Source organism: Mesorhizobium sp. M0983, from assembly GCF_040318975.1.
In the GTDB taxonomy this organism is placed as follows: domain Bacteria; phylum Pseudomonadota; class Alphaproteobacteria; order Rhizobiales; family Rhizobiaceae; genus Mesorhizobium.
This window is the reverse complement of record NZ_JAMYNH010000007.1, coordinates 182,024-194,855: the sequence shown is the minus strand read 5'-3', so window position 1 is coordinate 194,855 and position 12,832 is coordinate 182,024. Positions and strand designations below refer to the sequence as shown.

The 12,832-nt window shown below is 64.3% G+C and carries 7 protein-coding genes; 2 read left to right on the top strand and 5 right to left on the bottom strand.

Going from position 1 to position 12,832, the window contains the following annotated elements:
• Nucleotides 1–108: 108 nt before the first annotated feature.
• Complete coding sequence (locus tag NKH71_RS15665) at nt 109–357, bottom strand: DCL family protein (RefSeq protein ID WP_352684386.1); 249 nt, start codon at nt 355–357, stop codon at nt 109–111.
• A 176-nt stretch (nt 358–533) separates the two neighbouring features.
• Nucleotides 534–2,813 carry an NADP-dependent malic enzyme gene (locus NKH71_RS15660; RefSeq protein WP_023717919.1) on the bottom strand — a complete coding sequence of 760 codons (2,280 nt, stop codon included), beginning with the start codon at nt 2,811–2,813 and terminating at the stop codon, nt 534–536.
• A gap of 203 nt (nt 2,814–3,016) precedes the next feature.
• Between NKH71_RS15660 and mutS the strand changes: the two genes are divergently transcribed.
• The gene (gene mutS / locus NKH71_RS15655) at nt 3,017–5,665 is read left to right on the top strand and encodes a DNA mismatch repair protein MutS (RefSeq protein WP_352895161.1); all 2,649 of its coding nucleotides are present in this window, start codon (nt 3,017–3,019) and stop codon (nt 5,663–5,665) included.
• 223 nt (nt 5,666–5,888) lie between these two features.
• On the opposite strand, the gene NKH71_RS15650 is transcribed toward mutS, so the two are convergent.
• The 3 genes from NKH71_RS15650 to NKH71_RS15640 form a co-directional block, all read right to left on the bottom strand.
• Nucleotides 5,889–6,734, bottom strand: coding sequence for an aldo/keto reductase (locus tag NKH71_RS15650; RefSeq protein ID WP_023717917.1), 846 nt, complete (start codon nt 6,732–6,734; stop codon nt 5,889–5,891).
• 109 nt (nt 6,735–6,843) lie between these two features.
• Nucleotides 6,844–7,230, bottom strand: coding sequence for a CopM family metallochaperone (copM, locus tag NKH71_RS15645; RefSeq protein WP_023676379.1), 387 nt, complete (start codon nt 7,228–7,230; stop codon nt 6,844–6,846).
• A 43-nt stretch (nt 7,231–7,273) separates the two neighbouring features.
• Nucleotides 7,274–9,778 (bottom strand): heavy metal translocating P-type ATPase, encoded by a 2,505-nt coding sequence (locus NKH71_RS15640; RefSeq protein WP_023717916.1) that lies wholly within the window; start codon nt 9,776–9,778, stop codon nt 7,274–7,276.
• A gap of 227 nt (nt 9,779–10,005) precedes the next feature.
• On the opposite strand from NKH71_RS15640, the gene NKH71_RS15635 reads away from it, so the two are divergent.
• Nucleotides 10,006–12,804 (top strand): [protein-PII] uridylyltransferase, encoded by a 2,799-nt coding sequence (locus NKH71_RS15635; protein ID WP_023717915.1) that lies wholly within the window; start codon nt 10,006–10,008, stop codon nt 12,802–12,804.
• The last annotated feature ends 28 nt before the right edge of the window (nt 12,805–12,832 follow it).

Below are 12,832 nucleotides of genomic sequence, written 5' to 3'. Positions count from 1 at the left end.
TCATCCCTATGAAGCTTGAACTGCCCCGGTCGCGAACGCAAGCTGTGCAGTCGAAAGAGCAACGTGTTTTGCTAGGTGACCTCGGATTTCGCCAAAATCTCAATGCCTTTAGGCGAGGTCGCCAATTTGATGAGATGGCTCTGTATTCACGCAAGTGATGTATGAAAAACGTACTCTACTGCCGTTATTTCTGATTACGCAGAAGCAAGTCGTGCCATAATCGGCATCAATGACTTCAAAATGGTGAATTCCGTTCCCGACCTTCTCCGTGCACTCTGGGTGTCGCATGAGAAGCGCTTCAAGATCTGCAGCGTCTACATCAGAAACGACGCTGTTTGCAGGATATCTCGATAGCATCGAACGAAAATGGGTAATTGCATCTTGTCGCTTCGAAAAATGATGACCGTTTAATATGACTGGCTTACTCTTAGCCATTCAACTGCCTTTCAACGAGACATATAACTAAAGGCTACGCCGACTATTTTCTCAGGTCGAGCGCTCAACATCCAAGCGTCCGTTTTGCGAACCGCTCCTCAAGCCCCCGCGCTATACGCCGCGATCGCCGCCATGTTGACGATGTCTGAATCCTTGGCATTCAGCGAGACGATCTGAACCGGCTTGTTCAGGCCGACCAGCAGCGGGCCGATGACGGTCGAGCCGCCGAGCTCCTGCAGCATCTTGGTCGAGATCGAGGCCGAGTGGAACGCCGGCATGATCAGCACATTGGCGGGGCCGGTCAGCCTGATGAACGGATACTGCGCCATGGCGCGGGCGTTGAGCGCCACGTCGGCGGCCATTTCGCCGTCATACTCGAAATCGACGCGGCGCTTGTCGAGGATGCGCACCGCTTCCTGGACGCGCTCGGAGCGCTCGCCCTGCGGATGGCCGAAGGTCGAATAGGCGAGCATAGCGAGCCTCGGCTCGTAGCCCATGCGGCGGGCGAAGCCGGCGGCCTCCTCGGCGATGTCGGCGATCTGTTCAGCGTTCGGCATGTCGTGCACGGCGGTGTCGGCGACAAGCACGGTGCGACCCCGCGCCAGCACGATCGACACGCCGATGACGCAATGGCCGGGCCTTGCGTCGATGACGCGGCGGATGTCGTCGAGCGCCGTCGAATAGTTGCGGGTAACGCCGGTGACGATGCCGTCGGCATCGCCCAGCGCCACCATGCAGGCGGCGAAATGGTTGCGGTCGTTGTTGATCAGCCGCTGGCAGTCGCGGAACAGGAAGCCTTTGCGCTGCATGCGCTCGTAGAGATAATCGGTGTAGACGGAGTTGCGCCGCGACAGCCGCGCATTGATGATCTCGATGCCTTGCTTGCCGAGGTCGATGCCGGCATTCCGGGCGTTTTCCTTGATGATGTCGTCGCGGCCGAGCAGGATGGCGGTGCCGAGCCGCTGGTTCACATAAGAGACGGCGGCGCGCATCACCTGCTCCTCCTCGCCCTCGGCAAAGACGATGCGCTTGGGCTGGCGGCGCACGCGGTCGTAGATGCGCTGCAGCGTCGAGGCGATCGGGTCGCGGCGGGCGGAAAGCTCCTGCGCGTAGCGGTCGAGATCGAGGATCGGCTTGCGCGCGACGCCGGAGTCCATCGCCGCCTTGGCGACCGCGATCGGGATCGCCGAGATCAGCCGCGGGTCGAACGGCACCGGGATGATGTAGTTGGGGCCGAATTTCGGCCGGTTGCCCTGATAGGCGGCGGCGACGTCGTCGGGCACGTCCTGGCGCGCCAGCTCCGCCAGCGCCCGGGCGGCGGCGATCTTCATGTCGTCATTGATGGTGGTCGCCCGCACATCCAGTGCGCCGCGAAAGATGTAGGGGAAGCCAAGCACGTTGTTGACCTGGTTGGGATAGTCGGACCGCCCCGTCGCCATGATGGCGTCGGTGCGGATCTCGGCGACCTCCTCCGGTGTGATCTCGGGGTCGGGATTGGCCATGGCGAAGATGATCGGGTTCTTGGCCATCGACTGCACCATCCTGGTGGTCAGCGTGCCCTTGGCCGAGAGGCCGAGGAACACGTCGGCGCCGTCCAGCGCCTCGGCCAGCGAGCGCGCGCCGGTTTTGACGGCATGCGCCGATTTCCACTGGTTCATGCCTTCGGTGCGGCCCTGGAAGACGACGCCTTTGGTGTCGCAAAGGATGATATTCTCAGGCGCAAAGCCCATCGCCTTCATCAATTCGATGCAGGCGATGCCAGCAGCACCGGCGCCATTGCAGACCATTTTCGTGGTCTTCATGTCGCGGCCGGTGATTTCCAGCGCGTTAATCAGCCCGGCGGCCGAGATGATGGCGGTGCCGTGCTGGTCGTCATGGAACACCGGTATGTCCATCAATTCGCGCAGCCGCTGCTCGATGATGAAGCATTCCGGTGCCTTGATGTCCTCGAGGTTGATGCCGCCGAAGGAGGGGCCGAGAAAGCGCACGCAGTTGATGAATTCGTCGGCATCCTCGGTGTCGACCTCGAGGTCGATGGAATCGACATCGGCGAAGCGCTTGAACAGCACCGCCTTGCCTTCCATCACCGGCTTCGAGGCCAGCGCGCCGAGATTGCCGAGGCCGAGGATAGCGGTGCCGTTGGAGATGACGGCGACCATGTTGCCGCGAACCGTGTAGTCGAAGGCGCGGCTCGGGTCCTCGGCGATGGCGAGAACCGGCACCGCGACGCCCGGCGAATAGGCGAGGCTGAGATCGCGCTGCGTCGCCATCGGTTTTGTGGCGACGATCTCCAGCTTGCCCGGACGGCCCATGGCGTGGAATTCCAGCGCCTCCTGGGCGCTGACTGAGGGCCCGTTGCTTTCGGTTTTCTTGGCCATGGTACTCTTGGTTTCCTCGCCCGTACGGCACCGCTTGAGATGGGTGCGCATGCTTTCTTTTGTGGAAGGTTCGGGATTAAGGCTACACTTCGCCGCTGTAAACCGCCAAGCATGGCTTGGAAAATTTTGGAAGCAGCTTTTTGAACGACGAGACGCCCATTCGAAGCGACAACGCCACGCCGGCCTTCGCGCCGGCGACGCCGATGATGGAGCAGTACATCGAGATCAAGGCGGCGAACCCGGATTCGCTGCTGTTCTACCGCATGGGCGATTTCTACGAGCTGTTCTTCGACGATGCCGAGAAGGCAAGCCGGGCGCTCGGCATCGTGCTGACCAAGCGCGGCAAGCACCAGGGGCTCGACATCCCGATGTGCGGCGTGCCGGTGCACGCCCCCGACGATTATTTGCAGAAGCTGATCGGCCAGGGGTTCCGCGTCGCCGTCTGCGAGCAGATCGAGGATCCAGCCGAGGCCAGGAAGCGCGGCGGCAAATCGGTGGTGCGCCGCGATGTTGTGCGGCTGGTGACGCCAGGCACCATCACCGAGGACAAACTGCTGGCGCCGTCGGAATCGAGTTTTCTGATGGCGCTGGGACGGGTCAAGGGCGGCGCCGAGCATTCCTTCGCGTTGGCCTGGATCGAGATCTCGACCGGTGTCTTCCGCGTCGCTGAAACCACCGTCGACCGGCTGCTCGCCGACGTCTTCCGTGTCGATCCGCGCGAGCTGATCGTCGCCGAACCGGTGTTTTACGACCCGGAGCTGAAACCGGTGTTCGACGTGCTCGGCCGCGTCGCCAGCCCGCAGCCGCCGTCGCTGTTCGATTCGGCTTCGGCCGCCGGCCGCATCGCCCGCTTCTTCGAGGTGGCGACGCCTGACAGTTTCGGCTCGTTTTCGCGCGCCGAGCTGTCGGCGATCTCAGGCGTCATCGCGTATGTCGAGAAGACGCAGAAAGCGGAGCGGCCGCCGCTGTCGCGGCCGGAGCGCGAGGAGCAGGGATCGACACTGTTCATCGACCCGGCGACGCGCGCCAATCTGGAGCTGCTGCGCACGCTGTCCGGCAGCCGCGAGGGGTCGCTGTTCAAGGCGATCGACCGCACGGTGACCGGTGGCGGCGCAAGGCTGCTCGCTGACCGGCTGATGGCGCCGCTGACCGACCCGGCGGCAATCGCTGCAAGGCTGGATTCGGTGTCGTTCTTCCGCTCCGAGACGCGCCTCTGCCAGGCGGTGCGGGCCAGCCTGAAGAGCGTCGCCGACATGCCGCGCGCGCTGTCCAGGCTGGCGCTCAACCGCGGGGGTCCGCGCGATCTCGGCGCGCTGCGCGCCGGTTTCGAAGCGGCCGGCGCCATCGCCGGACTGTTCGGGCAAACCGCCTTGCCCGCCGAACTGGCGGCGGCGCTAGCGGCCATCAAGGCACTGCCCGGCGCGCTGGCGACGCATCTGGCACAGGCGCTCAGCGACGAGCTGCCGCTGCTCAAGCGCGACGGCGGCTTCGTCCGTTCCGGTTACCACGCCGAACTCGATGAGATGCGGGCACTGCGCGACGAGTCGCGAAAAGTGATCGCCGGGCTGGAGCGCTCGCTGATCGACGAGACCGGCATCCGCTCGCTGAAGATCAGGCACAACAATGTGCTGGGATACTACATCGAAGTCACCGCCAACCACCATGCGCTGATGACCGGCAGCGACGGCGCCAAGGCGCGCTTCATCCACCGCCAGACCATGGCCAACGCCATGCGCTTCACCACCACGGAACTCGCCGAGCTGGAATCGAAGATCGCCAATGCCGCCGACCGGGCGCTGGCGATCGAGCTTGCCGCTTTCGAGGCGCTGACGGCGGAAGTCGTCGGCCAGGCCGACAGGATCCGCGCCGGCGCCGAAGCGCTCGCCGCGCTCGACGTTTCGGCAGCCCTTGCCTTGCTTTCCGAAAGCGAGGCCTGGTGCCGGCCGCTGGTCGATGCGAGCCTTGCCTTCGAGATTTCGGGCGGACGCCATCCGGTGGTCGAACAGGCACTGCGGCGTTCCGGCGAAGGCCCGTTCGTCGCCAATGATTGCGATCTGTCGCCGCAAGGCGATGCCAAGGCCGGCGCGATCTGGCTGCTGACCGGCCCCAATATGGGCGGCAAGTCGACCTTTCTCAGGCAAAACGCGCTGATCGCCATCCTTGCCCAGACCGGCTCCTTCGTGCCGGCGGCATCAGCCCATATCGGCGTCGTCGACCGGCTGTTTTCGCGGGTCGGCGCCTCCGACGATCTGGCGCGCGGCCGCTCGACCTTCATGGTCGAGATGGTCGAGACAGCGGCGATCCTCAACCAGGCCGGCGAACGCGCACTGGTCATCCTCGACGAGATCGGCCGCGGCACCGCCACTTTCGACGGCCTCTCGATCGCCTGGGCGGCGGTCGAATATTTGCACGAGAAGAACCGCTGCCGGGCGATCTTCGCCACGCATTTCCACGAGATGACGGCGCTCGCCGGAAAACTGCCGCGGCTCTCCAACGTCACCATGCGGGTCAAGGAATGGGAGGGCGACGTGGTCTTCCTGCACGAGGTCGGCAAGGGTGCCGCCGACCGTTCCTACGGCGTCCAGGTAGCGCGGCTTGCCGGCTTGCCGGAAGCCGTCGTCGGCCGGGCCAAAGAAGTGCTGCACCAGCTTGAAGCCGGCGAGGTCTCGGGCAAGGCCAACCGTCTGGTCGACGACCTGCCGCTGTTTTCCGTGGCGGCGAAGCGGGAAGCGTCGAAGCCGGCCAGGAGTGATGGGCTGGGTGAAGCGCTAGCGGAGATCAATCCCGACGAGATGACGCCACGCGAGGCGCTGGAAGCGCTGTACCGGCTGAAGGGGATGGTGGGGAAGTAGTGCTCGTCCGATAGCGCTCTACGGCGCCCTCCTCTGTCCTGCCGGACATCTCCCCCTCAAGGGGGGAGATTGGCAGTTTCGCTGACAGCGCTTTTTCCTTCGACGTTCGAAGTTGGCGAAAGCCGATGCGAGATCCAATCTCCCCCCTTGAGGGGGAGATGTCCGGCAGGACAGAGGGGGGTGTGACGGAACGCTGCTTTGGCTTGCCTTCCGCCCCACCCCCTCAAATCATCGCCAGGCCCGACTTCCGCCTCGGCGGTGGGAAGGCGCGGTCAATTTCGGCGAAATCTTCGCTCGTGAGCTCGATGTCCAACGCCGCGACATTCTGCCGGATATGCTCCGGGCGGCTAGCTTTGGGAATCGCGATCACCCCGTCCTGCGCCATCACCCAGGCAAGCGCGATCTGCGCCGGCGTCGCACCGTGGCGAGCGGCGATGGCATCTAACCTGGCATTGCGCGCCAATACCCCCTGATCGACCGGCGAATAGGCCATCAGCGGCATACCGCGTTGCCGGCTCCACGGGGCGAGGTCGAACTCGACGCCGCGCTGCGACAGATTGTAGAGCACCTGATTGGTCTGGACGTTGCCGCCGGCCGGCAATCGGACCAGCTCTTCCATCTCGCCGGTATCGAAATTGCTGACGCCCCAATGGCGGATCTTGCCGGCTGCCTTCAACGCTTCGAATGCCTCGACCGTTTCCGTCAAGGGCACGCTGCCCGGCCAATGCAGCAAATAAAGATCGATGCGGTCGGTGGCGAGATGCCTCAGGCTGTTCTCGCAGGCCCGTTTCACGCCGGCGCGCGAGGCATTGGACGGCAGCACTTTGGAGACCAGGAAAACCTCGTCGCGGCGACCAGCGATGGCCTCCGCCACCACCTCCTCGGCACCGCCGCTGGCATACATTTCGGCGGTGTCGATCAGCGTCATGCCGAGATCCAGCCCGAGCTTCAGGGCATTGGCCTCGTCGGTACGGCGGCGGCCGTCTTCGCCCATCTTCCAGGTGCCCTGGCCGAGCACCGGCACGGCTTCGCCGCAGGGCAGGGTGGTCGTTCGTATCGTCGATGGCATGGCATGCTCCAGTCCGAGGCCCGGATAGCACCATAGCCGCCAAGGGAAATCCAGGTGAAGCAGAAATCCCGGTGAAGTCTCTCGCCTGGATTCCCGACAGCGTGAAGCCCTACTTCACCGGATGGGCAGCGAGCCAGTCCTGCATCTGCTTGATCTCGGCTTGCTGCGCGGCTATCACTGCTTCGGCCAGCTTGCGGATTTCCGGATCCTTGCCATTGGCGAGCTCGACCTTGGCCATGTCGATGGCAGCCTGGTGATGCGGGATCATGCCGCGGGCGAAATCGACATCGGCATTGCCGGAATATTCGATCGCCATCATGTCGGTATGCATCTTGTCCATCGCCGCCTTGTAGCCCTCGGTCGAGGGGCTCTGCGCGCCCATGGCGCCCATGTCGTGCTTCATCTCCTCGGCTTGTGCAGGAACGCTTTCGAGGAAAACAGCAAGCAGCATTCCCGCCGCCATCATCAGCAGCACGATCTTCTTGGCCAAGGTCATTCATCGTCTCCTTTTTTGAACAGGGTGTATCTGGAAGTTTTACTCAGAGTTTCAATGTCCTGAGCCGCAATGCGTTGGCGATGACCGAAACCGAAGACAGGCTCATCGCCGCCGCCGCAATCATCGGCGACAACAGCGTGCCGGTGAGCGGATAAAGCACGCCGGCAGCCACCGGCACGCCAAGCACATTGTAGAGAAAAGCGAAAAACAGGTTCTGGCGGATGTTGCGGATCGTCGCGCGGGCCAGCGTCCTGGCCCTGACGATACCGTTGAGATCGCCCTTGACCAGCGTAATCCCCGCACTTTCGACCGCAACATCGGCGCCGGTGCCCATGGCGATGCCGACATCGGCGGCGGCAAGTGCCGGCGCATCGTTGACGCCATCGCCGGCCATGGCGACGCCGGCACCGCCGGCGCGCAACTCCTCGACCAGCGCGTTCTTCTGTTCGGGCAAAAGCCCGGCATGCACCGCGTCGATGCCGAGCTTGGCGGCGATGGCCTTGGCGGTGCGCTCATTGTCGCCGGTCGCCATGACGATCTTCAGCCCGCTGTCATGCAGCGCCTTGATCGCCTCGGCGGTGGTCGCCTTGATCGGGTCGGCGACGGCGACGAGGCCGGCGAGCTTGCCTGCGACAGCGACGAACATCGCGGTCTTGCCGTCGGACTGCAGCGCCTCGGCACTGGCCAGGACCGAAGCCGTATCGATGCCGAGATCGGCCATCATCGCGGCATTGCCAAGCGCCACCTTCTGTCCCGAAACCGTGCCGGAAACACCCTTGCCGGTGACAGCCTCGAAACCGCTCGCGTCGGGGACCTTCACCCCGCGTCCGCGGGCGCCGTCAACGATCGCCTCGGCCAGCGGATGCTCCGAGCCTTTTTCCAGCCCGGCGGCGAGCGCCAGCAACTCGTCTTGCGCCATGCCTTCGACGGCAACGACGTCGGTCAGTCGCGGCCGGCCTTCGGTCAGCGTTCCCGTCTTGTCGACGATCAGCGTGTCGACCGAGGCAAAGCGCTCGAGCGCCGCCGCTTCCTTGATCAGCACGCCGGCATGCGCGCCGCGCCCGGTAGCGGTCATGATCGACATTGGGGTCGCAAGGCCCAGCGCACATGGACAGGCGATAATCAGTACCGAGACCGCCGCGACGATGGCAAACACCAGGCTGGGTTCCGGTCCGACGATCGCCCAGGCGATAAACGCAATGATCGCGACCAGCACGACGGCCGGGACGAAGTAGAACGAGACGCGGTCGGCCAACCCCTGGATCGGCGCGCGTGAACGCTGCGCCTTGGCGACAAGCTCGACGATCCGCGCCAGTGTCGTCTCGGCGCCGATCTTTTCGGCGCGCATGACCAGTGAGCCATTCTTGTTGAGCGTGCCGCCGGTGAGGTTGTCGCCTTCGGTCTTTTCGACCGGCAGCGGCTCGCCCGTGATCATCGATTCGTCGACGGAAGAGCGCCCTTCAAGCACAATGCCGTCGACCGGTACAGCGTCACCTGGGCGGATGCGCAGGCGGTCGCCGGCCTTGACAATATCGAGCGGCACGTCGTTTTCGGAACCGTCCGCGCCGATCAGCCGCGCCGTCTTCGGCGCCAGGTCGAGCAGCGCACGGATCGCCGAGCCGGTTTTCTCGCGGGCACGCAATTCCAGCACCTGGCCGAGGAACACCAGCGCGACGATTACCGCCGCCGCCTCGAAATAGACCGGCACGGTGCCGTCATGGCCGCGGAACTGGTGCGGAAAGAGGCCTGGAAACAGTGTGGCGACGACACTGTAGAGATAGGCGGCACCGACGCCGAGCGAAATCAGCGTCCACATATTGGGGCTGCGATTGAGGATCGAATCCCAGCCGCGGTGGAAGAACGGGAATGCCGCCCACAGCACCACGGGGCTCGCCAGCGCCAGCTCCAGCCAGACCTTCGCGCGGTCGTCGATGAAGGCCTGGAATGTCAGGCCGAGCATCGGTGCCATGGCGATGACCAGCAACGGCACGGACAGCACCGCGCTCACCCAGAAGCGCCTGGTGAAATCGACCAGTTCGGGGTTAGGCCCCTCGTCGCCGGTCGGCACGCCCATCGGCTCCAGCGCCATGCCGCAGATCGGGCAGGAGCCGGGCTTGTCGCGGATGATTTCGGGATGCATCGGGCAGGTGTATTGCGTGCCCTTGGGCATCGCCTGCGGCGCCGGCTTGTCGCCGAGATATTTTGCCGGCTCGGCCTCGAACTTCGCCTTGCAGCCGGCGGAGCAGAAATAGAAGCCTTGGCCCTCGTGGCGCAAAAAGTGCTTGGCCGTGGCGCGATCGACGCTCATGCCGCAGACGGGATCGGTTGCGGTCAGATATTTTTCAGGTTCGGCGACGAATTTCGAACGGCAGCTTTCGCTGCAGAAATGATAGCGATGGCCGTCATGCCCGGCGGTCGGCTTGCCGGCGGCCGGATCGACGGTCATGCCGCAGACCGGATCCCGGACGACGGCGTCCGCGGCAGGCGAGGCGCTCTTTGCCGAGCAGCAGCTGCCATGGCTGTGATGATCGTGGTCGGAATGCGTCATGCCGAAAGCCCCTGTATTTCGATGTTGCAGCGGAGGTAGTGCTTCCAGTAACTGGAAGGTCAAGGGCCGATTTTCGATTTTTCGCGGCCAGGCCCAAACCGAACCGGCTGCGGGCACGAGACGATCGTCCCGTCGGCGGCCGCGGAGAACGCGTCCGTCCGCCCCATACCCAGCGCCGCGAAAACGCGCTATAGACGCCGCCGAAACGGCGAGGCCGAACGGCATTTATGGCAAGAATATCCCTGAAGCTCGAGGAACTGATCGACGGCGAAGCCTTGCGCCGCGAGATGACCGAACTGACCGCGGCCACGGCAGGCGACGGTTCGGGCAAGGCCGCGCGCGGCGGCGTCCTCAAGCTGCTCAAAAGCCGGCTCGCCGACGGGCGCACTGTCGCCGAACGCATGCTGATGGACGACGGCAGCGGCACCGCCTGCGCCGCCCGGCTGTCGCATCTGATGGATGAGATCATCCGTGCGCTCTACGATTTCGCTGCCACCCATGTCTACCGCGTGAAAAACCCATCGTCGGCCGAGCGCATGGCGGTCGTTGCCGTCGGCGGCTATGGCCGCGGCACGCTGGCGCCGGGCTCCGACATCGACCTGCTGTTCCTGCTGCCCTACAAGCAGACGCCATGGGGCGAGCAGATCGTCGAATATATGCTCTACATGCTGTGGGACCTCGGGCTGAAGGTCGGCCACGCGACGCGCAACATCGACGAGTGCCTCAGGCTGTCGCGCACCGACATCACCATCCGCACCTCGATCCTGGAGGCGCGGTTCCTGTGGGGCGAGCAAAAGCTCTATGACGAGCTTCTGCAGCGCTTCGACCACGAGGTGGTGCGCACCACCGGCCCCGAATATGTCCAGGCCAAGCTTGCCGAACGCGACGAGCGTCACGCCAAGGCCGGCGAGAGCCGTTACCTGGTCGAACCTAACGTCAAGGACGGCAAGGGCGGCCTGCGCGACCTGCAGACGCTGTTCTGGATCGCCAAATATTTCTACCGGGTGCGCACCGGCGAGGAACTGGTCGACAAGGGCGTCTTTACCGACGCCGAATACAGGGAATTCCAGAAGGCCGAGGACTTCCTGTGGGCGGTGCGCTGCCACATGCATTTCCTCACCGGCAAGGCGGAGGAGCGGCTGCATTTCGACATCCAGCGCGACATCGCTGAGCGGCTCGGCTACACCACCCATCCCGGCCTGTCGGCGGTCGAGCGCTTCATGAAGCACTACTTCCTCGTCGCCAAGGATGTCGGCGACCTGACCCGCATTTTCTGCGCCGCGCTGGAAGAGGAGCAGGCCAAGCATGTGCCGGGCTTCAACCGCATCTTCCTCACCTTCTCGCGGCGCAAGCGCAAGCTCGCCGGCACGGCCGATTTCATCGTCGACAACCACCGCATCAACATTGCCGACGACGAGGTGTTCGAGCGCGATCCGGTCAACCTGCTCAGGCTGTTTTGGTTTGCCGACAAGCACGGCCTGGAATTCCACCCCGATGCGCTGAAGCTTTTGACCCGCTCTCTCGGCCTCGTCGGCAAGGCGCTCAGGCGCGACGAGGAGGCCAACCGGCTGTTCCTCGACATCTTGACCTCGGACCGCAACGCCGAGCTCAATCTGCGGCGAATGAACGAGGCCGGACTGCTTGCCAAGCTGATCCCGGACTTCGGCAAGATCGTCGCCATGATGCAGTTCTCGATGTATCACCACTACACCGTGGACGAGCATTTGATCCGCTGCATCGGCGTGCTGGCCGAGATCGAGCGCGGCGACGGCGAAAAGGTGCATCCGCTTTCCCACGCGCTGATGCCGGGGCTGAAGAAGAGCCGCGAGGCGCTCTATGTCGCCGTGCTGCTGCACGACATCGCCAAGGGCAGGCCTGAGGACCATTCGCAAGCCGGCGCCAGGATCGCGCGGCGCATCTGCCCGCATATGGGGCTCTCGCCGGCCGACACCGAAACGGTCGCCTGGCTGGTCGAGAACCACCTCGTCATGTCGATGACGGCGCAGACCCGCGATCTCAACGACCGCAAGACGATCGAGGATTTTGCCGCCATCGTGCAGTCGGTCGAACGGCTGAAGATGCTTTTGGTGCTTACCGTCTGCGATATCCGTGGCGTCGGGCCGGGGGTCTGGAACGGTTGGAAAGGCCAGCTGCTGCGTACGCTCTACTACGAGACCGAGCTTTTGTTGACCGGCGGGTTTTCGGAGGTGTCGCGCGCCAAGCGGACGGCGGCGGCGCGCGAACAACTGGCCGAGGCACTTGCCGACTGGCCGGAAAAGGCCCGCAAGCGTTATGTCGGCCAGCACTACGAGAACTATCTGCTGGCGGTCGATCTTCCCGACCAGCTGCGCCATGCCGAATTCATCCGCGAGGCCGATCACGCCGGCAAGAAGCTCGCCACCATGGTCAAGACCCACCAGTTCGAGGCGGTGACCGAGATCACGGTGCTGGCGCAGGACCATCCGCGCCTGCTCTCGGTGATTGCCGGCGCCTGTGCTGCGGCCGGCGGCAACATCGTCGACGCGCAGATATTCACCACTTCGGACGGCCGCGCGCTCGACACCATCCTGATCTCGAGGGAGTTCGACCGCGACGAGGACGAGCGTCGCCGTGCCGAGCGCGTCGGCCGGCTGATCGAGGACATGCTGTCGGGCAAGAGCTGGCTGCCCGAAATGATCGAGAAGCGCACCAAGCCACGGCGCGGCGCCAAGGTCTTCCGCATCCCGCCACGCGCCGAGATCCGCAACACCCTGTCGAACCGGTTCTCGGTGATCGAGGTCGAAGGACTGGACAGGCCGGGCCTTCTGTCGGAGATCACCGGCATGTTGTCGGACCTGTCGCTCGACATCGCCTCGGCCCACATCACCACCTTCGGCGAAAAGGTCATCGACACGTTCTACGTCACCGATCTCACCGGCCAGAAGATCGACAGCCCGTCGCGTACGGCGACCATCCGCAACAGGCTGATCGCGGTGCTCGAGGGCACGGCGTCCGAGCGCGGCAAGACCAAAACGGCCGCCGAGTGACTGTTACCTTCCATTTGCCCCAATCCCA